Origin of the sequence: Mycobacterium sp. UM_CSW (genome assembly GCF_000455205.1) — a bacterium.
In the GTDB taxonomy this organism is placed as follows: Bacteria; Actinomycetota; Actinomycetes; order Mycobacteriales; family Mycobacteriaceae; genus Mycobacterium.
This window is the reverse complement of the sequence record NZ_AUWQ01000017.1, coordinates 23,625-49,029: the sequence shown is the minus strand read 5'-3', so window position 1 is coordinate 49,029 and position 25,405 is coordinate 23,625. Positions and strand designations below refer to the sequence as shown.

Below are 25,405 nucleotides of genomic sequence, written 5' to 3'. Positions count from 1 at the left end.
AATGAAAATTTCGCTGTTCTACGAGTTCGCCCTGCCGCGTCCGTGGGCACCGGACGACGAACACGTCCTGTTGCAGGACTGCCTGGACGAGGTGGAGGCCGCCGACAAGGCGGGGTTCTCGACGGTCTGGCTCACCGAGCATCACTTCCTCGAGGAGTACTGCCATTCCACCGCGCCGGAGATCTTCCTGGCCGCGGCCAGCCAGCGGACCAAGAACATCCGGCTCGGGTTCGGGATCATGCACCTGCTGCCCGCGGTCAATCACCCCGCGCGGGTGGCCGAACGCATTGCGACCCTGGACCTGCTCTCCAACGGGCGCGTCGAGTTCGGCACCGGGGAGGGTTCCTCCGTCGGCGAACTCGGCGGATTCGATGTCGACCCCGCCGACAAGCGCGCCCAGTGGGAGGAGGCCCTCGAGGTTTCGATCCGATGCATGATCGAGGAGCCGTTCACCGGTTTCAAGGGCGAGCAAATCCAGATGCCGCCCCGCAACGTCATTCCCAAGCCGCTGCAAAAGCCGCATCCGCCGGTCTGGGTGGCCTGCACGCGGCCGGCGAGCGTACAGATGGCCGCCCAAAAGTGCATCGGGGCACTGAGCTTCGCGTACACGGGTCCCGGGCCGCTGACCGACCGGGTCAACGGCTACTACAAGGAATTCGAGGAGAGCGGCGTGCCGATCACGCCACAGATCAACCCGAACATCCTGGCCATCGGTGGCGACCTGTCGATGATGGTCGCCAAGACGGAAGAGGAGGCCCTGCAGCGACTGGGGCAGGGCGGTGGATTCTTCTCGTTCGGGATCATGCACTACTACCTGACCGGGATGCACGTCCCCGGCCGGACCGGGGTGTGGAAACGGTACCTCGAAGAGGTCGAGAAGGACCCGACGCTGGCCTACGGCCCCGGACGCGGCGCGATCGGCTCCCCGGACACCGTGCGCGAATTCCTGCGCGGTTACGAGCAGAGCGGCGTGGACGAGATCATCCTGCTGCTCAACCCGCGCAGCCACGAGGGCACCATGGAATCCATCGAGCTGATGGGCAAAGAAGTGCTGCCCGAGTTCATCGAGCGAGACGCAAAGGCGGTGGCCGACAAGGCCAAACGGCTCGAGCCCGTCATCGAGAAGGTGGAGGCGCGGCGGCCGAAGTCGACGGCACCGCTGTTCGACGAAACGTACGCGTTCGGCGGCCTGCCCACCGGCCGTGACAAGTTCACCGCCAGCGAGATCCCCGAGGCCATGGCGGAGATCAACGAAGGCCGCGTCCAGGCCGCGCGACGCGCCAAGGAGCAAGAGAAGGGCAAGTGACGCCGGAAGCGGATTGAGCCGTGGGACAGATCGACGATCTGTGGCGTTACGACGGCCGCCGTGCCGTGGTGACCGGATGTGCCTCGGGCATCGGCGAGCACGTGGTGCGGCAGCTTAATGAACTCGGGGCCGACGTCGTCGGGCTGGACAAGCGCCGCCCGGCGTTCGAGCTCAACGCTTTTCACGAGGTTGACCTTGCCGATCCGGCCTCGATCGACCGGGCGGTGGCGTCCGTCGAGGGGCCCGTCGACGCGCTGTTCAACGTCGCCGGTGTCTCGTCCGGGATCGGCGACCCCCCGCTGGTCGTCACCATCAACTTCCTCGGACTGCGAATGCTCACCGAGGCGCTGATCGAAAAGATGCCCCCGGGGTCGTCGATTGTCAGCGTGTCGTCCCTGGCCGCGGCGGCGTATCGCGACCACCTGGGGGCGGTGGCGCCGCTGCTTAACACCGCGACGATGGCCGAAGGCATCGACTGGTGTCATGCGCATCCGGATGCGTTGGCCGGCGGCGGCTACCAATTGTCCAAAGAGGCGATCATCCTTTACACCATGCGAAAAGCCGCACCCCTTGGCGCACGGGGCATCCGCATCAACTGCACCGGACCCGGCGTCACCGAAACCCCGATCCTCGACCAGCTGCGCACGGCGTACGGACAAGGCTTCCTCGACGACATCCCCAAGCCGCTGGGTCGCGTTTCGGAGCCGGCCGAACAGGCCTCGGTTTTGGTGTTTCTCAACAGCCGAGCGGCCAGCTACATTACCGGTCAGGTGGTGTGGGTCGACGGCGGAAACGTGGGCGCGTCGATTGCGCGCGAGCTCGAGAAAGGAGCGCCGTGGCCGACGTAACCGACTTTCGGCGAGTCGCTCGCGACGTCTGCAACTGGGGGCGGTGGGGAACCGACGACGAGCTGGGCACGCTGAACTTCATCACCGCCGACAAGGTCGCGCAAGCCGCGGGCCTGGTTCGGCACGGCAAGGTCTTTCCGCTCGGCGTGGACTTCGGCGCCTCGGGGCCGCAGGGCGCCTTCGAGTTTCGGCACAATCCCGTGCATGTCATGACGGTGGACGGTGGGGACGTCCACACGCTCACGAAATACGGTCCCGATTGGGCACGCAACCCGCTGGCCAAACAACTCAGCGACTATATGACGGCCGACAATCCGTTCCGCTTCAACGACGACATGATCATCATGCCGTTGCAGGCCGCCAGTCAGTGGGATGCGCTGTCGCACGTCTACTACGACGGTCAGCTCTACAACGGCTTCCCGGCGGATTCGGTGACGAGCATGGGCGCCTTCCACTGTGGCATCGACAAGGTCGACGGCAAGGGCATCACCTCGCGCGGTGTGCTGCTGGACCTGGTCCGCCATCGCGGTGCGCAGGTCTTCCTGGAGGCCGGAAACCCGATCACGCCCGAGGAACTCGATGACGTGGTTCGCGCGCAGGGCGTGACGATCGGCCGGGGCGACATCGTCTTGATCCGAACGGGTTGGTGGGCAAGGTTTCTGGAGACCGGCAACAAGCTGGAGGGCTACTCGGGATTGGATTGGCGGTGCGCTTCGTGGCTGCACGATCACGAGATCGCGGCGGTCGCGGCCGACAACCTCCAGGTGGAGGACCTGGTCTCCGGAGTGGAAGGGATCACCTTCCCCTTGCATCTGCTTTGCCTGCGTGACATGGGGATGATGTTCGGCGAGTACTGGGACCTCACCGCGCTGGCGGACGACTGCGCGGCCGACGGCGTGTACGAATTCCAGCTCGTCGCGCCGCCCCTGAGAGTCGTTGGCGCCGTGGGTTCCCCGGTGAACCCGATCGCGATCAAGTAGAGAAGGCGGGCGCTTGGAGATTCATCGCAAGACACTGCTGGTTGACGGCCTGCACACCAGCTATCTGGAGGCGGGCGACGGCGACCCGGTGGTACTGCTGCACGGAGGCGAATTCGGCGCCAGCGCGGAACTCGGCTGGGAGCGCAACATTGCCGCCCTGGCCGCGCATTACCGAGTCCTGGCACCGGACCAGTTGGGGTTCGGGCAGTCGGCGAAGGTCATCGACTTCGTGGAAGGGCGCCGGATGCGGATTCGGCACGTGGCGCGATTCTGCGAGGAGCTCGAAGTCCACTCCGCGCATTTCGTCGGCAACTCGATGGGCGCCATCAACCTGCTTACCGACGCCACCTCGGACACGCCGCTGCTGCCGGTCCGCAGCCTGGTGATCATCTGCGGGGGAGGCGAGATCAAGCAGAACCGGCATTTCGACGCGCTGCAGCAGTACGACGCGACGCTGCCGGCGATGCGCCGCATCGTCGAGGCGCTGTTCCACGATCCCGGGTACCCGGCGGACGAGGACTACGTGCGGCGCCGTTACGAATCGAGCACCGCGCCGGGCGCGTGGGAGGCGGTGGCGGCGGCCCGATTTCGGCGCCCCGACGCCGCGCCATCCGCGACCCCGTCGAGCGCGCGCGCCTACGAGCGCATCACCGTGCCGACGCTCGTCATCGAAGGCGGGGACGACAAACTCCTCCCGCCCGGCTGGGCCGCTCAGATCGCGAAACAGATCGACGGTGCCCGATCGGTGGTCGTGGAAAAGGCTGGCCACTGCCCGCAAATCGAACGGCCCGCCGCGGTCAACGAGTTGCTGCTGGAGTTCTTCGCAACCGCCTGAAGCCTAGAAGACGTACTCGAGCCGGGTCTGCATGCCGGCTTCCTGGTGATAGGTGTTGTGGCAGTGCAACTGCCACACGCCCGGGTTGTCGGCGACCAGCACGGCCTGCACCTTCTGCTTGGGCAACACGATGACGGTGTCCTTGCGGGGGCCGGGGCTGCCGTCGGCCTTGATCAGCTGGTAGGTGTGGCCGTGCAGGTGAATCGGGTGATACATCATCGTGGTGTTGTCGAACGTGATCGTGGGCCGTTCACCCTCGCGGACGTGCAGCGGATCCGTCTGGCTGTAGGGTTTGCCGTTGATCGTCCAGTTGTACTGCATCATGTTGCCGCCCAACACCACCGGAAGGTTGAGGTCGGGCTGCGGTCGACCCAGGTTGACGGGCGTTGTGGCCGTGAACATCTCGATGGTGCCGACCCGCTGCTTGAGTTCGGCCGGCTGAAACCCCGCGTCCGGTGGGCTGCCGGCCCCGGTGGACAGCAGCGCGCGCGCCAGGCCGTTTTTTCCTTCCGCGAGTGCGACCAGCGGGAAGACGCCGTCGGCGGCAGTCACGATGACGTCGTAGCGTTCGGCCATGCCGATGAGCAGGGCGTCGACCGGGGTGGGGACGACGGGGAAGCCGTCGGTGTGGGTGACCGTCATCGAATGGCCGGCCAGCGCGACCCGAAACGCGGTGTCCGATCCGGTGTTGATGAAACGGATCCTGATGCGCTGGCCGGGCTTCGCGGTGAATGTGGTGGGAGCCGCCGGGATTCGGCCGTTGATCAGATAGTAGGGGTAGTCGATGTCGCCGGCGTCGCCGCCGAGCAGGTCGCTTCTGCCGCCGCCGTTCCCGGACATCCCGGAGGTGGACGTCGTCGAGGCCGGCGAGCCGCTCGGCGTCGTCGAAGTGGTCGTGGTCGTGGTCGTGGTCGTGGTCATGTTCGACCTGCTGGGCTTGTTCGGGCCGGTTAGCTCGCTGTAGAGCTGCTGCGGACTCTTGCCGACGCCGTCGGTCCAATCGTCAAGGACGACAATCCATTCGGCGTCGTAGTCGCCCTCGCTTGGATCGTCGACGATGACCGGCAGATAAAGCCCTTTGTCGGCGTCCAGCCCAGTGTGCGGATGACCCCAGTAGGTGCCCGAATTCGGAACGGAGAACCGGTAGGCGAAATCCTGGCCGGCCGGGATGTTCGCGGTGGCCGGCGCGGCCCCGTCCATGTCGTTGCGCAGCGCGACGCCGTGCCAATGCACCGACGTCGCGACGTCCAACCGGTTGGAGACCGTGACGACGAGCTCGTCGCCGATCTTGGCCCGGATCAGCGGTCCGGGAATGCCGTTGCCATACGCCATCGTGCGGACGACCGGGCCGCCCAGATCGATATCTGTCAGCTGCGGCGTCAGGCCGGCGGTGACGGTGCGCCCGCTGTGTGGCCGGACCGCCTCGGCCGCGGCGATGGCGGCCGCCATTTGGGCGGACGTGCTCGACCCCTGGGACTTGGTTTGGCTGCAGGCCGCCAGCGCCAGCCCGCCGGCGATGCCGGCGGCCATGAAGCCACGGCGGGTGAGCCGCGTCGCGTCGAAGGGGACGGGCATGGAGCGCTCCTCGTCTCGGGTCGAATCACCCCGGCGACTTATACCGTGCTCGGCGGTTGGCCGGAACGCAAGTGCCGGCTGGTTATCGGGCGGCCCGGTAGATCTGGTCTGCCGGGATCGAGGCCACCCCGAGTTCGGCCGCGACGGCGTCGACCGCGCGCCGGGCGACGTCGAGGTCCACCCGGCCGTCGGCGGTGAAGTGGGGGCCGATGTAACGTTCGTAATGGCGTCGGGCCTCCTCGCGCGTCAGCCGGTTCAAAAACGATGCCAGGTAATCGATCGCAACATCGGGTCGCTCGGCCATCGTCTGCAGGGCGCGTCGGTTGGCCCGCACCACGGCCTGCACCGCCCGGCCGTCGATCGGGAGGCGTTCCGCATCCACCGCCACTCCGACGGTGGGGATCTGGAAGTGATCTCCCACCCACGCCAGCACGTGGAAGCCTTCCTCCTCGGCGACCTGCTCCGGGGCAAGAGTGCTGCCGACATAGGCGGCGTCGATCGACCTGTCCCGCAGCCGCCGCAGATCCATCTGATAGTCGCCCGGGGACCGCACCACACACTCAAGGTCGCGATCGGGATCAAGACCGTGCTGGCGCAACACGATTCGCGCGAAACAACCGGGTGCGGTGTGCGGCGCGTGTACGGCGAGCCGGCGCCCGCGAAGGTCCGCCATGGAAGGCACGTCGGCGCCGCCCAGAAACCAGAACAACGGGCGGTGCGTGTTCACGGTCAGCACCGTCCACTCGATGCCATTGGTCAACCGCGACAAGACGGCACGGCCGAGGCCGATCGTGGCGCACGAGCGCAGACGCTCCGTGTCCCAAGCGATTCCGTCCCGCACGGCGACGTGGACACCCTCGTCCGCAAAGTAACCCTCCTGGTCGGCGACGTAGGCGACAAGTTCCTCGTGGACGCCGCGCCCGACATAGGCCAGGTCGATCGTGTGCATGGCGGGTTCAGTCCATCGCAAGTCCGCCGTTGACCGGCAGGTAGTGTCCGGTGGTGAAACCCGAATCCGCGCTTGCCAAGAACGCAATCGTCTTGGCCACCTCGTCGGGAGTCACGAGTCGTCCCATCGGTGAAGCCTCTCCGAGCTGACCCACCCGCTCCGGCGAAAGCTGCCCGGTCACTTTCGTTCCGCTGACGGTGGCCGGCGCGACCAGGTTCGCGGTGATCCCGTGCGGCGCCAGCTCGAGCGCGAGGTAGCGGACGAACTGGTCCAAGGCGGCCTTGGCCGTGCCCAGCGCGATCATCCCGTCGCGCGGACGCCGGGACAGCCCGGTGCTGAGAAAGATCAGCCGGCCGTACTCGCGCGAAATCATGCCCGGCACAACGGCCTTCGTCAGCGAGTACGCGGCGTGCAGTTCGTTGTCCAGCTTGCCGCCGAGCTGTTCCCAGGTGAGGTCGGCGAACGAGGTGACGACGAACGGAATCAACGCGTTGTGCACCAGCACGTCGACCCCGCCCCAGCGTTGCGCGATTTCGTCGGCCATGGCGGAGACGTCACCGGGCGCGGTGACGTCGGCCCGAATGGCCACGGCCTCGCCGCCGGCCGATGTGATGCCGGCGACCACCTCGTCGGCCTGCTCGCCGCTGGCGCGGTGGTTGACCACCACCCGAAATCCGCGTTCGGCGAGAACTCGTGCCGTCGCCGCACCGATGCCGCGGCTGGCACCGGTGATCAATGCGACCCGAGGCATCAGCGTCGATCCCCCGCGTTGGCTTACTGCGCGCCGCTGGAGGTGTGGGAGGCCTTCCAGTCGCTGAACCGGGTGGGGTAGATCGTCGGGTCTTCCCCGTCGATCGGAACGATGCTCTGGTCGTCGAGCACTGCGCCGTAGTAGGGGGCCGTGGGATCGGTCACGACTTCGCGTGCGTCGCCGTCCGCGGCGAGGCTGGCGCGGGCGAAGTCGTCCATGCCCAGCTTTTCGGGACCGGCGATGTTGGTGATGCCGTTGGTCGGATCGCCGATCGCCGCTTGGGTGACGGCCGTGGCAACGTCCTTCGCGGCGATCGGCTGGAACGCCGTATGCGGCAGGCGAATGGTGTCGCCGTCGGCCGCCGAATCGGCGATCCCGCTGACGAATTCGAAGAACTGGGTCGCCCGCACGATCGAATACGGGACTCCCGATTCCTCGATCACCTTTTCCTGCGCGACCTTGGCCCGCATATAGCCGCTGTCCTGGGTACGGTCGGCACCCACGATCGTGAGCGCGACGTGGTGCTGCACACCGGCCTCGCGCTCGGCGTCGAGGAGGTTACGGCTCGAGGTGGTGAAGAAGTTCAGCACTGCATCGTCTTCCCAGGATGGCGAGTTGGCCACGTCCACCACGGTGTGCACGCCCGCCATGGCTTCCGCGACACCCTCGCCGGTGACGGCGTTGACGCCCGAGCTCGGTGAGGCCGAAATCGCCTCGTGTCCCATCTCGGTGAGGTTGGCGATGACCTGCGAGCCGATGAGTCCGGTGCCGCCGATAACCAAGACCTTCATGAAACGATCCCTCCCGAGGTGGCCGATGAAGTGGCGAACTCAGCATTCCACGTACGCGCGAACGCGGATAGGTGCCCAGACCCGGCACCGCTTAAATCAGTTGCTTGACTTAACGCCGCGCACGCCGATTAACTCGTCGTGTGGTCAACGATCTGGCGGGCAAGGTAGCCGTAGTCACCGGTGGCGCCTCGGGAATCGGTCGCGGCATCGTCGAGAAGTTTGTGGCCGAGGGTGCGCGGGTCGTCATCGCCGACGTCGAAACCGAAACGGGGGAGGCGCTGTCAACGAGCCTGGGACCCGACACCTTGTTCCGGCGAACGGACGTGTCCGATCCCGAGCAGGTCGGGTCGCTGGTAGCCGCGGCGGCCGAGAAGTTCGGCGGCCTGCACGTCATGGTGAACAACGCCGGAATCTCGACCACCATGCATCCCCGATTCTTCGACGACGATCTGGCCGACTTCCACCGCGTCATGGCCGTCAACGTTCTCGGCGTGATGGCGGGTACCCGAGACGCCGCCCGGCACATGGCCGCCCACGGCGGGGGTTCGATCATCAACATCAGCTCGATTGGCGGAATCCAGGCCGGTGGCGGCGTGATGACCTACCGGGCCTCCAAGGCGGCGGTCATCCATTTCACCAAGTGCGCGGCAATCGAGTTGGCGCACTATGAGGTTCGGGTCAACACCATCGCGCCCGGCAGTATCCCCACCCCATTGGTGGCGAAGTCGGCGGCGAACATGGATCCGGAGCAGCTCGAGCGCTTCGAGGCGAAGATCCGCCAGACGATGCGGGACGACCGTCCGCTGAAGCGCGATGGCACACCCGAGGACGTCGCCGAGGCGGCGCTGTACTTCGCCAGCGACAAGTCGCGCTATGTCACCGGAACCGTGCTGCCGGTGGACGGCGGGACGGTCGCGGGCAAGGTGATTCGGTCCAAGCGCAAGGAGTGAGCGCGCCGGTCGGCATATTAAATCAAGCGCTTGACTTAAACTGGGGGCCGAGGTTGACTAGCAGGATGACCACCACCGCAGGCAGGGCCGTCCGCACCGAGCGGGCCAGCTCCACCCAGGAGGCGATCCTGGCGGCGGCCGAGCGGCTATACGCCGAGCACGGCATGTTCGCCGTGTCGAACCGCCAGGTCAGCGAGGCTGCCGGCCAGGGCAACAACGCGGCGGTGGGCTACCACTTCGGTACCAAGGCGGACCTGGTCCGGGCCATCGAGCAGAAGCACCGCGGGCCCGTCGAGCAACTGCGCGAGCAGATGGTGGCCGAGCTGTTGGAGTCGGGCACCAAAGACGGGCGGGTCGCGCAGATGCGGGACTGGGTGGCCTGCCTGGTGCGCCCGCTCACCGACCACCTGGCGGAGCTGGGAAACCCCACCTGGTACGCGCGCTTCGCCGCGCAGGCGATGACCGACCCGGCCTACTACAACATCATCGTCAAGGGCGCGCTCAGCTCGCCGTCGCTGGTGCAGGTCGTCGACGGCATCAACGGTTGCCTGCCCGACCTGCCGGCCGAGGTGCGATTCGAACGCAACATCATGGCCCGCAACCTGTTGATGCACACCTGCGCTGACCGCGAACGCGCGCTGGCGGCGGGTTCGACCATGCACCAATCGTCGTGGCGCGCCGCCGCATCCGGCCTTATCGACGCGATCGTGGGCCTCTGGCTGGCGCCGGTCACGCCGGACGAGTAGGGGCGCGCGGATGAAAGTTACTGTCGACCAGAACATTTGCGCGTCCTCGGGCAACTGCGTCATGAACGCGCCCGAGGTGTTCGACCAGCGCGACGACGACGGGGTTGTCGTGTTGCTCAATCCGAATCCGTCGGCCGAGCAGGCCGAGGGCGCACGCCGTGCGGCCGCGGCGTGCCCCGCGCTGGCCATCCACATCGAGGAATGACATGTCGGACACCCTGACGAGCACCGAGACCAGAGCGGATCCGCAGATCCCCGACTACCCGATGGCGCGCGATGCCACGTGCCCGTTCGCGCCGCCGCCCGACGTCATGGCGCTCGCCGAGGCAAAGCCGCTGTCCAGGGTTCGGATTTGGGACGGCAGCACACCGTGGCTCATCACAGGCTACGACCAAGTGCGGGAACTGTTTTCCGACTCCCGGGTCAGCGTCGATGACCGGGCGCCCGGGTTTCCGCACTGGAACGCGGGCATGTTGGCCACGGTGCACAAGCGCCCGCGGTCGGTCTTCACGTCCGACGGCGAGGAGCACACCCGGTTCCGGCGCATGCTGTCAAAGCCCTTCACCTTCAAGCGGGTTGAGGGATTGCGGCCCAACATCCAGCAGATCACCGACGACCACATCGACGCGATGCTGGCCGGACCCAAGCCCGCCGACATCGTCAGCGCCATCGCGTTGCCGGTCCCGTCACTGGTGATCAGCCAGCTGCTCGGGGTGCCATACGAAGACGCGGAGATGTTTCAGCACCACGCCACCGTCGGCCTCGCGCGATATGCGACGGGGGAGGACACCGCCAAAGGCGCGATGAGCCTCAACAAGTACCTCGCCCAGTTGGTCGAGGCCCGGATGGCGAAGCCTCCGAAAGAATCAGAGGACGCGGTGTCCGACCTCGCCGAGCGGGTCAAGGCCGGCGAGCTGAGCGTGAAAGAGGCCGCCCAGCTGGGTACCGGGTTGCTGATCGCGGGGCACGAGACGACCGCCAACATGATCGGGCTCGGCGTGCTTGCGCTACTGGAAAATCCCGACCAGTTGGCCGTCATCCGCGACGCCGATGACCCCAAAATCGTCGCCAATGCGGTCGAGGAGCTGTTGCGTTACCTCAGCATCATCCAGAACGGCCAGCGCCGGGTGGCCCTGGAAGACATCAGCATTGCCGGAGAGGTCATCCGCGCCGGTGAAGGCATCATCATCGACCTGGCCCCGGCGAACTGGGATTCGCACGTCTTCACCGAGCCGGATCGACTGTACCTGCACCGGTCCGGGGCCGATCGCAATGTCGCGTTCGGTTATGGCAGGCACCAGTGCGTGGGACAACAGCTGGCCCGGGCGGAGCTGCAGATCGTCTACCGGACGTTGTTCCGCCGCATCCCCACGCTGGCGCTGGCGATCCCGTTCGAGGAAGTGCCGTTCAAGGAGGACCGGCTCGCCTACGGCGTGTACGAATTGCCGGTCACCTGGTGAAATCTTTTTCCAAGCAGCCCGAAGTGCCGATCCGAACGGAGAGTCAACGATGACGACACAGACCAGCGCCCCGTCGCTATACCCGCCCCAAGGCTTTGGCGCACCGAAGGATCGCCGCGGGCACGCCGGCGGGGTCAACGTCGGCCTGCCGGAGGGCACCGTGGTGTTCTCCGCGGACAACCACATCTCCCTGGCCGACGACATCTTCTATCAACGCTTCCCCGACGAGTTCAAGGAGAAGGCCCCGCGAATCTGGTACGAGGACGGCGCCTACCAGGTCGGGCGAAAGGGACAATCATTCCTCCCCGGCGACTTCAGCGCGGTGCTCATGCAGTACGACGACCTGCCCGGCGCCGCGAGCACCAATATCGAGGCCCGGATCCAGGAGCTGCACGACGACGGCGTCGACAAGGAACTGGCATTCCCCAACGCGGTGCTCGCGCTTTTCCACTACCCGGACAAGCAACTTCGCGAACTCACGTTCCGCATCTACAACGAGTACATCGCCGAACTCCAGGAACGCTCGAGCGGCCACTTCTACGGCGCCGGCCTGATCAACTGGTGGGACCCGAAGGGCACGCGCAAGACGCTGGACGAACTCAAGTCGTTGGGAATCAAGACGTTCCTGATGCCGCTGAACCCCGGCAAGGACGACGACGGCAACCCCATCGATTACTCGAGCACGTCCATGCGCGCCGTCTGGGACGAGATCGAGGTGTCGGGCCTGCCGATCACCCATCACATCGGCGAAACCCCGCCGAAGAGCCCGTGCGAGTTCAACAGCGTCGTCGTCGGGATGATGATCAACATCGACGGGTTCCGGGAGACGTTCTCCAAGTACATCTTCGGCGGCATCCTCGACGACCACCCGAGCCTGCGGATCGGGTGGTTCGAGGGCGGAATCTCATGGGTGCCCTGGGCCCTGCAAGACGCCGAGCACCTGGTGGCCTCGTATCAGCACATGTTCAACCGGCCGCTGCAGCACGACGTGCGCTACTACTGGGACAACCACATGAGCGCCTCGTTCATGGTGGACCCCCTGGGCCTGGAGCTGATCGACAAGATCGGCATCGACAAGGTCATGTGGTCCAGCGACTACCCCCACAACGAAAGCACCTACGGCTACTCGGAGAAGTCACTGGCCGCGGTCGTCGAGGCCGTCGGACCGGAGAACGCGGCGCGGATCGTCAGCGGCAACATCACCAAATTCCTGGGCCTGTAGGGGTGGCGTAATGACGACGCTGGCACAGTCGGACGCCGGCCTGGTGCTCCCCGAGACCCCGGATTTGGCCCGGATGCGTCGCGAGACCGGCGCGCGGTTGCGCACGGCCATGGCGGAACGCGGTGTCGACGCGATGGTCCTGTTGGGCAACAACGCGGTGGTGTACGCCACCGGAACCAGTTGGCCGCTGGGTGATGCGGGTCTGTCCTACGTCGAGCGGCCGGTGGCCGTGGTGCTCGGCGACGACGAGTGGCCGCACCTGTTCCTGCCGTTCCGTGAGGGCGTCGCGCACGAGTCGGAGCTTCCCGCCGACCATCTGCACGGACCGGTCTACCTCGAATTCGACGAGGGCGTCGGCGATTTCGCTCGTCGATTGGCCGATCTGATACCTGCCGGGGCCGTGATCGCGGTCGACGAGTGCACCGGCGCGATGTCACGTGCCGCGAAGTCGTTGTTTCCCAACGGCAGGCCCGCCGACGCGGCGCCCATCGTCAGCGCCGCGAAGGTGGTCAAAACCCCGGACGAACTGGCCTGCATCCGCACCGCCGTGCGGATCACCGACGAGGCGATGATCGACGTTCACAAGGCCCTTGCCCCCGGCGTCCGCCAGACCGACCTGTCCGCAAGCTTTTTGCGGCGGGCCTTCGAGTTGGGCGCCATGGCCAGCATGCTCGAGCCGATCTGGCAGGTGATGCCGCCGAGCAAGGCCGAAGGAGTCTGGACGACGCACGGCGACCTGGCGCTGCCGCTGCTGAGCACCGAGCGCGAACTGGCCGAGGGGGACGTCCTGTGGACCGACGTCAGCATCACCTACCACGGCTACTGCTCGGATTTCGGCCGCACCTGGATCGTCGGTCGTGAGCCGACGCCTCGCCAGCAGGCGCAATTCGAGAGGTGGCAGAACATCATGACGGCCGTCGAGGCCGTGGCTCGTGCCGGTGCCACCGCCGGCGATCTGGGCAGGGCCGCCATCGCGGCCAACGACGGCACCCGGCCCTGGCTGCCGCATTTCTACCTCGGCCACGGGATTGGCGTCAACGCGGCCGAAATGCCCATGATCGGGACGGATCTCGGTCAGGAGTTCGACGACAACTTCGTTCTGCAGTCGGGGATGGTGCTGGTGCTCGAGCCGGTGGTCTGGGAGGACGGTACCGGTGGCTACCGCAGCGAAGAAGTCGTGGTGATAACCGAGGAAGGCTCGACTCGATTGACCGACTACCCCTATGCCCCTTACGGCTCCCATGTCCGTTGACGTTCTGCCCGATGAGCGGGCGCTGCGATCGGGTCGCCGTCAGCGCGCCCTCGACCAGATGGCGGCACACGACCTCGATGTGCTGGTGTTGGGTCGTCAGGCCAACACCCGCTACGTCACCGGCACCCCGCAGCTGTGGGTCGCCGGTACCCGGCCCTTCGGCCCGTCCTGCGTGCTGGTCCGCGAGACGGGCGCCATCCACTTGCTCAGCACATGGGACGAGGGTGTCCCGGAGGACATTCCCCACGAGAATCTTTACGGCATCTCGTGGAACCCCGCCAACACGATGTCGGCGTTGCGAAGCATCGACGGTGCGGCCACGGCGCGGCGCGTCGGAACCGACGCGCTCTCACCGGCTTTCGCGCAACTCTTGCCAACCGCATTTCCCAATGCCGAGCTGGTCGACGGCGAGCTGGCGATGCGCGCCGCCCGGCGGGTGAAAACCGCCGAGGAGATCGTCGCGCTGCGCGAAGCCTGTGCGGTGGCCGAGTCCGGCCTGGCCGCCGCGGTGGCCGAGTTGCACCCCGGCGTCCGCGAGCAGACATTGGCCGGCGTCGTGCTGGAGGCCATGGCGGCCGGGGGCGTGAGCACACCGTCCAATCAGGAATTCGCCTGGATCACCTCGCGCGACCACTCGTGGCGGCGGGTCAGCGGCGACGGCCGCGTGAAAGACGGCGATCTGGTGGCATTTTCGGCCGGCGTGCTGGCCGGCGGCTACATGGGCGAGGTCGGGCGCACCTGGCCGGCGGGGGACGCCGCAGGCGCCGCCGACCTGTATCGGCGCTGGGGCTACCTGTGGGCGAGGCTGATCGACGCCTGCCGGCCCGGCGCCGCGGCCGCCGAATTGCTGGCGGCCTACGAGGCCGCCGGGGAACCGGCGCCCCCGATGCCGGTGGCCCGGGGGTTGGGGCTGGGCTTCGACCCGCCGGTTGTGTCGAAGCACCTGCCGCACACCGCGGCGGACGAACGACTCGAACCGGGAATGGTTTTGGCCGTGACGGGCTACGTGTGGGAGCAGGGCGTCGGTGCGGTGTTCGGGCGCGAGGCGGTGTTGATCACCGCCGACGGGCCCGAGGTCCTGACCTCGAGCCCGTCATGGCGGGCATGAGTGAGCAACCGAGGGCCGAATCACCCTTGGCCGGCTGCACGGTGGTCGACCTCTCCACCGGAATAGCCGGCGCCTACTGCACGAAGCTGCTCGCCGACGGCGGCGCCGATGTCGTCAAAGTCGAAGCGCCGGAAGGCGATCCGCTGCGGCGGTGGTCGTCGTCGGGCGCGTCCATCCCGGCCGACACCGATGGGGCGCTATTCACCTTCCTGTCCGGGTCGAAGCACAGTGTCGTCGCCGACCCGGCGGCCGGCGACGACGTCGAGCTGGTCACCCGGTTGCTGGCCGCGGCGGACGCGGTGGTGTGGTCTCGGGGGTCGCGGGTGGCCGAACACCCACGGTTCACGCCCGACGCGATCCATCGGGCGCACCCACACCTGATCGTCACGTCGATCACGCCGTTCGGCTTGCGGGGTCCCTGGCGAGACCGGCCGGCGACCGAATTCACGCTGCAGGCATGGTCGGGCGGGATCGTCGGGCTGGGCCGCGGGTTGCCCGAACGGGCACCCGTCTTCGTCGGCGGACAGGTCGGGGAGTACATGGCCGGCGCGTACGCCAGCGCCGCGACCCTGGCGTCGCGATTGCGTCGCGAAGGCTCGGCGGGATCCGGCGAGATCATCGACCTGTCGATGCTGGAGACCCAGATCCTCTGTCTGACTTACTATCCGGTGACCTACTTCGAGATGCTCGGCCGGCCCTGGCGAGACGCGAGGCGCCTCACGGTGCCGGGCGTGGCGCAGGCGAAGGACGGCCTGGTCGACCTCGGCTGCGGGACCGCGCAGCAGTGGTTCGACCTGTGCGCGATGGTCGGCCACCCGGAGTGGATCGACGAGGAATCGCCGCTGACCATCACGGAGCAGGCCAACGTCCACGCCGAAGACATCTACGCCTGGGTCGAGGCCAACCTGGTCGACGAGATCCGCGAACTCGCGACGGCGTTCCGGATACCCAACGCGCCCGTCGCCAACGGCGCCAACATCGAGTCGATGGAACCATTCGTCGAGCGCGGATCCTTCGTGCGCAACCCGCGCGGCGACTTCCACCAGCCAAGCCACCCCTACCGGATGCACCCCGCGACGCTACGCCGGCCGGCGGCCGCGCCGCGGTTGGGCGAGCACACCGCGCGGTACCGGGCCGCGGCCCTGACCCCACGACCCGCGCCGGTGACCTCCCGGTCGCCGAAGCCATTGCCGTTCAGCGGACTTCGGGTCGTGGACATGACCACCTTCTGGGCCGGGCCCTGCTGCACTCACTTTCTTTCCATGCTCGGCGCCGAAGTCATCCACGTCGAGTCCGCTCGTCGGCCCGACGGCACTCGGCTCATCGCCGGAATTCCGAGCACCGAAAAGCAGTGGTGGGACAAGTCGCCGATCTTCGCGGCGCTGAACACCAACAAGAGGGACCTGGCGCTGGACCTGCAGCGTCCGAAAGGCCGGGAGGTCCTACTGCGGCTCATTGCGACATGCGACGTGATCGTGGAGAACTTCACCCCTCGGGTGCTGGACCAGATCGGGCTGGATTTTGCGGCGGTTCAAGCGGTTCGGGCCGACGCGGTGATGCTGCGAATGCCCGGATTCGGGCTCGACGGGCCGTGGCGCGACAACCCGGCGTTCGCCTACGCCATCGAATCGGCGTCCGGCCTGAGTTGGCTCACCGGCTACCCCGACCGCCCGCCATACGAGCCGTACTCGATCGGTGACCCGAACGCCGGTGTGCACGCCCTCAACGCCCTCCTGCTGGCGCTGGAGTACAGGCGCCGCACCGGGCAGGGGCTGCTGGTCGAGGCCTCGATGGTCGATGCGGCGCTGAGCATTTCCGCCGAACAGGTCGTCGAGTACACCGCCTACGGGGCGCTGCTGCAGCGCGCCGGCAACCGCGGACCGACGGCGGCGCCGCAAAACCTTTACCGCAGTGCCGACATCGACGAATTCGGCCGGTCCGACTGCTGGGTGGCCATCGCGGTGCAAACCGACGACCAATGGGAGCGGCTGTGCGCTGCGCTCGGATCGCCGTCCTGGGCAACCGATCCCAAGCTGTCGACATACGCCGGGCGGCGCGCTTGTCAGGACCTGATCGATGAGCGGCTCGCCGCGTGGTGCGAGCCGCGCAGCAGCGACGAGATCGTCACCGTCCTGTGGGATGCCGGCGTGCCGGTGGCCAAGGTGATGCAGCCGCACCGCCAAACGGAGCTGCAGCAGCTTTCATTTCGCGACTTCTTCGAGGAGGTCGACGACCCGCTGAACGGCCGGGCCAGGCTCAGCACCGTGCCCATGAGATTCTCCGGAGGGCCCGGGCGCTTCCACACGACTCCCGCGCCCACCCTCGGGCAACACAACCATGAGGTGCTCACCGCGCTGGGCCTGACCCCGGCGGAGATCGCGGACCTGGAAGCCGACGGGGTCATCGGCAGCGCACCCGCGATGTAGACCGCCGGCCAATGTCCCGGCCGGCGTCACACATCCGGCTGCCGCGGCGTCTAGAGGGTATGGACGCACTACTTCATCGAGGCACATTGGTTCTGCTGGGCGCCGGCGGCGCCGTCACGGGCGGGTGGGCCTACGCGGCGCCGCGGCACTGGTATGACAGCTTTCCCGGTTTCGGCATGAGCTGGCTCCCGCAACTCGGCCCGTACAACGAGCACTTCGTCAAGGACGTCGGGGCAATGTTTTTGGCGCTGACCGCGCTGACCGCGGTGACCGTTGTCCTGGTCGCCAACCAAACCCTGGTCCGGGTCACGGCGGTCGCCTGGCTCGTCTTCAACACGCTGCACTGCCTCTATCACCTGTCGATGCTGCAGATGTACAACACCCGGGACGCGACGCTGAACGGAATCCTGTTGCCGCTGCTCGTCGTAGCCGCCGCTGCGCTGTTCACTCCGGTGCGAACCGCTAGTGCGCCCAGCCCTCGGCGGCCTGCTCGTCAAAAGTGCGATCAATGCGGTCGAATCGACGCTTGACCGAGGCGCGCGCCGCCTCGTGTGGCAGCACGTACAAACGATTGGCCAGGATCGCGTCGGCGGTCAGCCGCGCCACGTCGTCGACACCCAGCGTCTGGTCCTGCGCCGGCAGCGGCCCGAGCGACCCCGTCACGTCGGGCGTCGACGCCAGGCCGTAATCCGCGCCGCGGATTCGTTCCGAGTTGGACACCAACTTGGTTTCGACCACCATCGGGCACAGCACCGAAACGCCGATGCCGTTGTCCTTGACCTCGCGGGCCAGCGTTTCGGCCAGGGCCACAACGCCGTACTTGGCCACGCCATACGCCCCGAGGCCCGCGTTGGGGACCAGTCCGGCGAACGACGCGGTGAATGCGATGTGGCCCCCGGTGCCCTGCTCGAGCAGCCGCGGCAGGAACGCTTCGACGGCGTGGATGGATCCCCATAGGTCGATGTCGATCACCCAGCGCCAGTCCTCGTGCGTCATCTGCGCGATCGGACCCGCGACCACGATGCCGGCGTTGCTGAAGAGGACGTCAACCTGGCCGAGCAGGCGAAACGCTTCGTCCGCGAGGTGAACCATCTCCTCGAGATGCCGCACGTCGCACGTCACGCCGTGCGCATCGAACCCCTCGCCGCGCAAGTGCGAGACGGCGTGTTCCAGCGCGGGCTGGTCGACGTCGGCGAGCACGAGGCGGGCCCCGCGGCGGGCAAACTCGGTGGCGGTGGCCAGTCCGATGCCACTCGCCCCACCGGTCACGACAGCGGCGCGTCCTTCAAATCCGTCCATAGGACGGACTATTTCAGACAGCTACCCGCATCGATCGGCAGGGTCACGCCGGTGACGTAGCGAGACTCGTCGGAGGCGAAGAACAGCACAGCGTTGCTGATGTCGATCGGGTCCACCCACGGGACCGGCAGCGTGTGGAACATCTGGCAGATCGGCGCCATGTCGTCGGGCCCGGGGTTCTCGAGGTCCGGCCGGAACATCCGCCACGTGCCCTCGTTCATGATCATCGCCGTGCTCACGTGCGTGGGATGCACCGAGTTGACGCGAATCATGTGTTGCCCCAACTCGACTCCGAACGCGCGCATCAACCCCACCACGCCGTGCTTGGCGGCGACGTAGTGCCCGGTGTGCGGGTACGCCTTGAGCCCCCCGACCGAGCTGGTCAAGATGATCGATCCGCCTCGTCCGCCGGCCAGGATGTGCGGGACGCCGGCCTTCACCGTTTTCCACACCCCGGACAGGTTGACGTCGATCATTTCCGTCCAGTCCTCTTCGCTGGTTTTGTCCAGCGTCTCACCGCCATTGCCGATGCCGGCGTTGGCGACGATGATGTCCAGCCGGCCCAGCTGCTCCACTCCGCTGTCGACGGCGGCTTTCAGTGCGGCATAGTCGCGCACGTCGACCTCGGCGGTGACGATCCGGCGGTTGTGCCCCTTGACGAGGTCGGCCGTCTCGGCCAGGTCCTCCGGGGTCGACGCCGGGATCGCCGAGCCCTCCGCTTGGCCCTCGCGGATGGGTTTGCAGATGTCGACGGCGATGATGTCGGCGCCCTCCTGCGCCAATCGCACCGCGTGGCTGCGGCCCTGACCGCGCGCCGCCCCGGTGATGAAGGCGACCTTGCCTTCGACACGTCCAGTCATTGCTCCTACCTCATTTCCTCGGTGGCTCGGCGCAGAACAGCCGGCATGCCCGGCGGGCGTCAACGGCGGATCCGTTTCGGTGCATTCTGATTCTAGATATTAGAGAACATCATTCTCCGCTGGCAATGGCGTGCGCTATTTGCTCAGCTCTCTAAGGGGGCGACCGGGCGCGCTAGCCGACGAATCCGCGTGAGCAGAAGTCCCACACCTCGTCGGCGGTGATGGGATGGATCGTCGCGTCGTCGGAGCCGCCGCTGGATTGGGCGATGAACATGACGGTCTGCATGGTCATGGCGGCCATCCGCTTCGGGTTGACCTCGGCCCGCAGCTTGCCGGCGTCGGCGGCGGCCTCCATGAGCTCGGTCAGCAACGCCAGCAGGGGGGCGTGGGCGACCTTGACCTCGGCAGGATGCGTCACCAGCAAACGGGGCGCAAAGTCGGTGAACAGCGGCCGCTTGGCCGTCGGGTCGGGGCGCGACGCCTCGTAGAGCAGCTCGACGGCGACCTTGAGGCGCTCCAGCGCGTCGGTCTGGCTTTCGGTGGCGGCGCGGATCTGGTCGGCGGACCGGCTCAGGGCGTCTTCGAACAGGGCGAGCAGAAGCTCGTGCTTGCCGTCGAACTGCAGGTAGAAGCTCCGCAACGACTGCCGGGACCGGTCGACGACCTCCTGGACGGTAAAGTCGGTGCTGCCCTTCTCGATGATGATCGCCTGTGCCGCGTCGAGGAACCGCTGAACTCGCTGTGCCGCACGCAATTTCGCGGTCTTGATCGACCGTTCGACGGCGCGCTGCTTCCAGGCCGGCTCTTCGCTCGGGCTTGTCACGGTCGGCTCAGACGATTGCCGCGTGGGGAGAACATGATTGGACTCTACCGGAGAACGCCGTGCCATCGGTGTGCTCGACCCCCTATGGACGCCGTGTCGGAGATTGTAACTTTCTCACGACGAGAATAGTATTCTCTTACACGTGTGTATGGAAGCTTAATCGCAAGAGCGAACCACGCCGTCCCCGAGAATCCGGAAACCGCCTTTCACAGGAGTGCTGTGCAACTGAGCTTTGATGCCGACGTCGAGGCGTTCCGCGCCGAGTTCGTGGCCTTCCTGGACGCGCATCTTCCGTCCGAGGCCGAGGCGGTCGAGCGCCCCCGGTCGAGTTCGCACATCCCGGAGTGGGCCCGGCGCTGGCAGCGGCTGTTGTTCGACAGCGGATGGCTGCTGCCCGGCAATCCACCGGAATTCGGTGGTCGCAACGCCACGCTTTTGCAGCAATACGTGTATTTGGAGGAATTGGGGCGCCGGCGCATCTATCAGAGTTTCAATCCGCAGGGCGTGGGCATCATCGCGGCGTCGTTGCTGTCCTTTGGCACCCCGGAGCAAAAGCGGCGATGGGCGGTGCCGATTCTGCGGGCCGAGATCACCGCGTCGTTGGGGATGAGCGAACCGGGCGCGGGTTCGGACCTGGCCTCGCTCAAAACGCGGGCGGTGCTTGACGGCGACCACTTCGTGGTCAACGGGCAGAAGGTGTGGACGTCCGGCGCTCACGACGCCGACGTGCTGTTGGCGTTCGTGCGCACCGATCCGGGCAAGCCGAAACACAAGGGCATCAGCGCGCTGATGATCCCGACCGACACCCCGGGCGTGGTGCGCCGCCCGTTCGCGTCGATGTGCGACGGCGATGAAATCGACTTCAACGAGGTGTTTTTCACCGATGCGCGGGTGCCGGCCGAGAATCTCGTCGGCAAGCTCGATGAGGGCTGGCGGGTGGCAACCGGTTCGCTGGGACACGAACGGATCATGCTGTGGATGGGGTATGTCGACCTGTTGCACGAGCTGACCGTCGATTTCAGTCCGTCCGGGGCGCTGGAGCGGGACCGCTACGCCACCCTGGTGATGGATTCCTACGCGCTGCGGCTGCTGGGCTCGGCGGCCCTGGCGCGCGCCGCTCGCGGGGAGGAGGACGTGCCGGCCCAGTCGGTGCTCAAGCTGCTCGGTTCGGAGGCGTTGCAGCGCGCCGCCGAGGACGCGCTGAACGCTGCGGGCGCCGAGGGACTCGTCTACCACGCGGTGACCGCCCCGTTCGCCCCGCTGAACCTCGACAGCCACTACCGCAGTTGGTTCGACCGCTACGCGCGCAGCTTCGCCGCGACCATCGCCGGCGGCACCTCCGAAATTCAGCGCAACATCATCGCCGAGCGGGTGCTCGGCCTGCCGCGCAACTAGCGCGCGTCCAACCAGGCGTAGTAACCGATCGCCGCCAGCCCCGCGGCAATCGCGATAGCCCCTAACACCATGCCCGCCAGGGCAATTCGGGGGTTGCTGGCCTCGCCGCGCTGCACTCGTCTACGGGCGACGTCGCCGGTTATCACCGCCGCTATGCCGAAGGGCACCCCGATGAGCAGCCAGCAGGTGAGGAGCGCGACGATGCCCACGAGCAACGAAGCGACGCCGACCTCGTTCCGGGGTACATCGGGTTGGGTCATTGCGTCCGATCTCTTGGTGGCCTGCCGAGTTTACGCGCCGGCCCCGCCACGCGTTACAGCTGCGCCAGCCGCGGCGCGAAGCCCTTGGCCCGCAACGTCGTCCCGGCCTCCCGGGTCAACTCCCGCGCGCTGCCCAGCAGCCCGTCCAAGACCAACGACCGCTTGACGTGGTGGTGCAGCTGGTGCTCGGCGGTGAAGCCGATGCCGCCCAGCACCTGTTGGCAGTGGCGTGCGGCGGTGAGCGCCGCCTGACCGGCCGCGGCCTTGGCCAGCAGGGACGCCAGGCCGTCGGCGTCATCCGGCTGCGCGGCGGCATGCAGGGTCGCCTCGGCGCCCTCGATCGCGACGAGCGTTTCGGCCAACCGGTGCCGGATCGCCTGAAACGAGCTGATGCGCCGACCGAACTGAACGCGGTCCACGGCATGCTGGCGCGCCAGCGACAGCATCGCCCGGCTGCTGCCGACCAGCCACCAGCCCACCGCCCGCCGTCCCGCGGCGAGCGGAACCGGATCGCCCTGCGGCACACGGCGTATCGGCAGCCCGTCCAGCGTCGGGGTGGCCCGGTCGTCGCGCTCCCACACCACCCAGGCCTCCCCGGCGAACGGCAGGGGCACGGTTCCGCGGTCCCCGCGCCCGGTGGCTCGCAGCACCACATCGTTGAGCACCGGGGCGTGCGCACCGGTCTCGCCGAGCAGCCGGAACACCAAAGGTATTGCGACCTCGGGTATCTCATCGAGCATGTCGTGCCAGCCGAGATCTGCCAGCGCCGCGTCGAGCTTGGCCCCACTCGCGGCGGTCATGGTGGTGCGCAGGGAGTCGGCCAGCAGCTGCAGCGCGTCGGCGTCCACGATTCACTCCTTCCCGAGGTCGAGCAGCCGGCGGGCGATGATGTTGCGCTGGATCTCGGCGGTTCCGCCATAGATGGTGGCCGCTCGCGAGTACAGGTACTCCGAGCGCCACGGCGTGTCATCGAGCTCCAGCGTCCCTGGCAACAGGTCACGGACGGTGTCGTAGAGCCGTTGCTCGGCGGTGGCCAGTAGCACTTTGTCGATGGAGGTGTCCGGTCCCAGTCGCGCGCCGTCGCGCAATCGGTGCTGGGTGTCGCGGGATCGGCAGCGCAGCGTGTGCAGCGCGAGATAGGCCGAGCCCAAAGCGGATTCGTCGGGTTCCCGCGCTTCGGCAATGAGCTCGTCGAAGCGCGAGTAGAGGTAGGCGATCCGCTGCCAGAAGCAGGCGGAGCGTTCATAGGGCAGCAGGTCCATCGCGAGTCGCCAGCCGTCTCCGGGTCGGCCGAGCATGCGGCTTGACGGGATCACCACGTCGTCGTAGTAGACCTCGCAGAACTCGTCGACCCCGTGCATCGTGCGAAGCGGCCGGATGGTGATGCCCGGGGTGTCCAGGTCGACGAAGAACGCCGTGATTCCGTCATGAGAGGGCTGCACCGGCGCGGTGCGGGTGAGCAGGACGCAGCGGGTGGAGAACTGCGCGAAGCTGGTCCAGACCTTCTGGCCGTTGACGATCCAGTTGTCGCCGTCCGGGGTGGCGCGGGTGGACAGCGACGCCAAGTCGCTGCCGGACCCGGGCTCGGAAAAGCCTTGGCACCAATGCTCGCGGCCGCTGAGCAGTCGCGGCACCATTTCGGCGGCGAGTTCGGCGGGCGCGTAATCGATCATCGTGGGAGCGAGCACTTCGAGCATCGAGTACGGGCCGGGCTCGGCCAGCCGCCGGCCCACCACTTCCTCGCCGACGATCGCGCGCAGCACCGCGGGCCCACCCAGGCCGCCGACCTCGACGGGCCAGCCGTAGCGCATCCAATCGGCGTCGTACAACGCACGGCTGACGCGGGCGAATTGCTGCATATGGCCCCGCAGCGAGTGATCGGGTCCCGGGGTCAGATCATTGTCGTCGAGCCACGCGCACAGGCCCGCCCGGAACTCCTCGACATTCACGGCTGCGGACGGCCGACGGCGTGTGGGCGCCCGGAGTCGTGGACGCCGCTGCGTCGGATGAAGGTCATCGCCCTTGTCTTCAGCCGCCACCCGTCGGCGGTGCGGGCGTAGGTGTCGCGGTAGTAGCCGATCCTCATGTCATGGGTGGCGTGCTCGATGAAACACAGCGGCTGCGTGCCGCTGGCCGAATCGCCGTCGATGTCGTCGACCAGGGCGGTTCCGGTGAGAAACAAGCCCTTTGGCGCCGCGGCGACCAGCTCGGGGAACCTGTCCAGCCGATAGGTGTCGCCGAACGCGCTATAGGTTCCGTCCGGGGTGAAGACGCCGATCAGTCCCTCGATGTCGCCCTGGGTGATGGTCACCGCGTAGCGGGCGAGCAGCTGCTGAATCTCGACCAGATCGTCAGTTCTGGTTGGCATAGACCTTGCCGCCTTTCATGACGAAGCTGACGTGCTGGGTAACGGTGATGTCTTCCAACGGGTTTCCGGGTACCGCGATGATATCGGCGAGCTGGCCCCGCACCAGCCGGCCCCGGTCGGTCGAGTTGATCAGCTCGGCCGCGGTCACCGTGGCCGCGCGCAGCACCGCCAGCGGCGGCAGGCCCCATTCCACAAGGGTGACAAGCTCATCGGCGTTCTTGCCGTGCGGTATCGCGGGGGCGTCGGTGCCGACGGCGATCTTCACACCGGCCTGGTGGGCGGCCAGGATCGAGGTGCGTGACCTCGGGAACATCTCCGCGGCCTTGGCCTGCAGCTCGGGCGGGGCGTGCGAGACGTCCATGCCCTCCGCCAGGCGCCGGGTGGAAACCAGGAACGTGCCGTGCTCGACCATGGTCGCGATCGCCTCGTCGTCGATCAGGAAGCCGTGCTCGATGCAGTCGATGCCGGCCGCGACGGCATGCTTGACCGCGTCTGCCCCGTGCGTGTGCGCGGCGACGCGCAGCCCGCGCCGGTGTGCCTCGTCGACGATCGCGCAGAGTTCCTCGTCCGAATAATGTTGAGCGCCAGGCGGTCCCGTCAGCGACATCACTCCGCCCGAGCAACAGACCTTGATCAGCTCGGCGCCGTGTTTGATCTGGTAGCGCACCGCCCGACGGATTTCGTCGATCCCGTTGGCGATGCCCTCTTCGACGGTCAGATCGAGCACGTGGGGGGCGAAGGCGGCGAACATCGTCGGATCCAGGTGACCGCCGGTCGGGGTGATGGCGTGGCCGGCCGGCACCACCCTCGGCCCCTCGATCCAGCCCGCATCGATGGCCTTGCCAAGCGCGACGTCGAGCAGGTAACCGCCGGTCTTGACGAACAACCCGAGGTTTCGCACCGTGGTGAAGCCGGCGCGCAACGTGCGGCGGGCGTTGCCGACCGCGCGCAGCACCCGGGTCGGCGGGTCGTCCTGAACTTGGGACAGGCCGGGTTTCTCCCCGCGCCCGCCCATCAAGAGGTTGACCTCCATGTCCATCAGCCCGGGCAGCAGGATCCGGTCGCCGAGGTCGATGAGCTCACCCTCGGGTTCACCGCCCACCCTCGCGATCCGGTCGCCCTCGATCCGGACGACGCCGGGGGAGACGATTTCGCCGGCGTCGACGTCAAGCAGCCCGGCGGCCTTGAGCGTCAACACCGG

The 25,405-nt window shown here is 67.3% G+C and carries 26 protein-coding genes; 14 read left to right on the top strand and 12 right to left on the bottom strand.

Annotation, left to right across the window (positions count from 1 at the left end):
* Position 1 precedes the first annotated feature (1 nt).
* The 4 genes from N415_RS07625 to N415_RS07610 are packed head-to-tail and all read left to right on the top strand — an operon-like array spanning position 2 to position 3,969.
* Positions 2–1,306 carry an LLM class flavin-dependent oxidoreductase gene (locus N415_RS07625; protein ID WP_068107408.1) on the top strand — a complete coding sequence of 435 codons (1,305 nt, stop codon included), beginning with the start codon at positions 2–4 and terminating at the stop codon, positions 1,304–1,306.
* A 20-nt stretch (positions 1,307–1,326) separates the two neighbouring features.
* The gene (locus N415_RS07620; protein WP_068179097.1) at positions 1,327–2,154 is read left to right on the top strand and encodes a coniferyl-alcohol dehydrogenase; all 828 of its coding nucleotides are present in this window, start codon (positions 1,327–1,329) and stop codon (positions 2,152–2,154) included.
* A complete protein-coding gene (locus N415_RS07615; protein ID WP_068179095.1) occupies positions 2,142–3,134 on the top strand; it encodes a cyclase family protein in 993 nt (330 codons plus the stop codon). The genes N415_RS07620 and N415_RS07615 overlap by 13 nt, the downstream gene beginning before the upstream one ends.
* A 13-nt stretch (positions 3,135–3,147) precedes the next feature.
* Entirely contained in the window at positions 3,148–3,969 is an 822-nt protein-coding gene (locus tag N415_RS07610) for an alpha/beta fold hydrolase (RefSeq protein WP_068179092.1), read from the top strand.
* A gap of 3 nt (positions 3,970–3,972) precedes the next feature.
* Here the strand turns inward: N415_RS07610 and N415_RS07605 are convergent, their stop codons facing one another.
* The 4 genes from N415_RS07605 to N415_RS07590 all read right to left on the bottom strand — a co-directional run bounded on the left by N415_RS07605 (position 3,973) and on the right by N415_RS07590 (position 8,035).
* Positions 3,973–5,544, bottom strand: a complete 1,572-nt coding sequence (locus N415_RS07605) for a multicopper oxidase family protein (protein WP_068179088.1) — start codon at positions 5,542–5,544, stop codon at positions 3,973–3,975.
* Between the two features lie 82 nt (positions 5,545–5,626).
* Positions 5,627–6,493 carry an ABC transporter substrate-binding protein gene (locus N415_RS07600; RefSeq protein WP_068179084.1) on the bottom strand — a complete coding sequence of 289 codons (867 nt, stop codon included), beginning with the start codon at positions 6,491–6,493 and terminating at the stop codon, positions 5,627–5,629.
* A 7-nt stretch (positions 6,494–6,500) separates the two neighbouring features.
* Positions 6,501–7,244: an SDR family oxidoreductase gene (locus tag N415_RS07595; RefSeq protein ID WP_068179082.1), complete on the bottom strand. Its 744-nt coding sequence runs from the start codon at positions 7,242–7,244 to the stop codon at positions 6,501–6,503.
* Between the two features lie 23 nt (positions 7,245–7,267).
* Complete coding sequence (locus tag N415_RS07590; RefSeq protein ID WP_068179078.1) at positions 7,268–8,035, bottom strand: SDR family oxidoreductase; 768 nt, start codon at positions 8,033–8,035, stop codon at positions 7,268–7,270.
* A 140-nt stretch (positions 8,036–8,175) separates the two neighbouring features.
* On the opposite strand from N415_RS07590, the gene N415_RS07585 reads away from it, so the two are divergent.
* The 9 genes from N415_RS07585 (at position 8,176) to N415_RS07545 (ending at position 17,729) form a co-directional block, all read left to right on the top strand.
* On the top strand, positions 8,176–8,985 hold the full coding sequence (locus N415_RS07585; protein ID WP_068179077.1) for an SDR family oxidoreductase: 810 nt from the start codon (positions 8,176–8,178) through the stop codon (positions 8,983–8,985).
* 65 nt (positions 8,986–9,050) lie between these two features.
* Positions 9,051–9,731, top strand: coding sequence for a TetR family transcriptional regulator (locus N415_RS07580; protein WP_068179072.1), 681 nt, complete (start codon positions 9,051–9,053; stop codon positions 9,729–9,731).
* Between the two features lie 10 nt (positions 9,732–9,741).
* Positions 9,742–9,936 (top strand): ferredoxin, encoded by a 195-nt coding sequence (locus N415_RS07575; RefSeq protein ID WP_066936812.1) that lies wholly within the window; start codon positions 9,742–9,744, stop codon positions 9,934–9,936.
* Between the two features lies 1 nt (position 9,937).
* Positions 9,938–11,191, top strand: a complete 1,254-nt coding sequence (locus tag N415_RS07570; RefSeq protein WP_068179069.1) for a cytochrome P450 — start codon at positions 9,938–9,940, stop codon at positions 11,189–11,191.
* Positions 11,192–11,351: 160 nt separating this feature from the next.
* Positions 11,352–12,413, top strand: coding sequence for an amidohydrolase family protein (locus tag N415_RS07565; RefSeq protein WP_193376418.1), 1,062 nt, complete (start codon positions 11,352–11,354; stop codon positions 12,411–12,413).
* Between the two features lie 10 nt (positions 12,414–12,423).
* Positions 12,424–13,665: a Xaa-Pro peptidase family protein gene (locus N415_RS07560; protein WP_068179061.1), complete on the top strand. Its 1,242-nt coding sequence runs from the start codon at positions 12,424–12,426 to the stop codon at positions 13,663–13,665.
* Complete coding sequence (locus N415_RS07555; protein ID WP_068179055.1) at positions 13,655–14,773, top strand: M24 family metallopeptidase; 1,119 nt, start codon at positions 13,655–13,657, stop codon at positions 14,771–14,773. The genes N415_RS07560 and N415_RS07555 overlap by 11 nt, the downstream gene beginning before the upstream one ends.
* Entirely contained in the window at positions 14,770–17,199 is a 2,430-nt protein-coding gene (locus N415_RS07550) for a CoA transferase (protein WP_068179407.1), read from the top strand. The genes N415_RS07555 and N415_RS07550 overlap by 4 nt, the downstream gene beginning before the upstream one ends.
* 59 nt (positions 17,200–17,258) lie before the next feature.
* Positions 17,259–17,729, top strand: coding sequence for a hypothetical protein (locus tag N415_RS07545; protein ID WP_068179053.1), 471 nt, complete (start codon positions 17,259–17,261; stop codon positions 17,727–17,729).
* Here N415_RS07545 and N415_RS07540 read toward each other — a convergent pair.
* The 3 genes from N415_RS07540 to N415_RS07530 form a co-directional block, all read right to left on the bottom strand.
* Positions 17,662–18,498 carry an SDR family NAD(P)-dependent oxidoreductase gene (locus N415_RS07540; protein ID WP_068179048.1) on the bottom strand — a complete coding sequence of 279 codons (837 nt, stop codon included), beginning with the start codon at positions 18,496–18,498 and terminating at the stop codon, positions 17,662–17,664. The genes N415_RS07545 and N415_RS07540 overlap by 68 nt on opposite strands.
* An 8-nt stretch (positions 18,499–18,506) precedes the next feature.
* On the bottom strand, positions 18,507–19,358 hold the full coding sequence (locus tag N415_RS07535; RefSeq protein ID WP_068179045.1) for a mycofactocin-coupled SDR family oxidoreductase: 852 nt from the start codon (positions 19,356–19,358) through the stop codon (positions 18,507–18,509).
* A gap of 172 nt (positions 19,359–19,530) precedes the next feature.
* Positions 19,531–20,181 carry a TetR/AcrR family transcriptional regulator gene (locus tag N415_RS07530; RefSeq protein ID WP_068179042.1) on the bottom strand — a complete coding sequence of 217 codons (651 nt, stop codon included), beginning with the start codon at positions 20,179–20,181 and terminating at the stop codon, positions 19,531–19,533.
* 219 nt (positions 20,182–20,400) lie between these two features.
* On the opposite strand from N415_RS07530, the gene N415_RS07525 reads away from it, so the two are divergent.
* The gene (locus N415_RS07525; RefSeq protein WP_068179039.1) at positions 20,401–21,576 is read left to right on the top strand and encodes an acyl-CoA dehydrogenase family protein; all 1,176 of its coding nucleotides are present in this window, start codon (positions 20,401–20,403) and stop codon (positions 21,574–21,576) included.
* Here N415_RS07525 and N415_RS07520 read toward each other — a convergent pair.
* Genes N415_RS07520 through N415_RS07500 form a run of 5 tightly spaced genes read right to left on the bottom strand, consistent with a single transcriptional unit; the run spans position 21,573 to position 25,402 of the window.
* Positions 21,573–21,836: a DUF4190 domain-containing protein gene (locus N415_RS07520; RefSeq protein WP_068179036.1), complete on the bottom strand. Its 264-nt coding sequence runs from the start codon at positions 21,834–21,836 to the stop codon at positions 21,573–21,575. The genes N415_RS07525 and N415_RS07520 overlap by 4 nt on opposite strands.
* Positions 21,837–21,889: 53 nt before the next feature.
* Positions 21,890–22,636 carry an acyl-CoA dehydrogenase family protein gene (locus N415_RS07515; protein ID WP_081665119.1) on the bottom strand — a complete coding sequence of 249 codons (747 nt, stop codon included), beginning with the start codon at positions 22,634–22,636 and terminating at the stop codon, positions 21,890–21,892.
* A gap of 51 nt (positions 22,637–22,687) precedes the next feature.
* The gene (locus tag N415_RS07510) at positions 22,688–23,785 is read right to left on the bottom strand and encodes an acyl-CoA dehydrogenase family protein (RefSeq protein ID WP_068179029.1); all 1,098 of its coding nucleotides are present in this window, start codon (positions 23,783–23,785) and stop codon (positions 22,688–22,690) included.
* Entirely contained in the window at positions 23,782–24,204 is a 423-nt protein-coding gene (locus tag N415_RS07505; RefSeq protein WP_068179026.1) for a nuclear transport factor 2 family protein, read from the bottom strand. Before N415_RS07505 ends, N415_RS07510 begins: the two co-directional genes overlap by 4 nt.
* Complete coding sequence (locus tag N415_RS07500; RefSeq protein WP_068179024.1) at positions 24,188–25,402, bottom strand: amidohydrolase family protein; 1,215 nt, start codon at positions 25,400–25,402, stop codon at positions 24,188–24,190. The genes N415_RS07505 and N415_RS07500 overlap by 17 nt, the downstream gene beginning before the upstream one ends.
* Positions 25,403–25,405 lie beyond the last annotated feature (3 nt).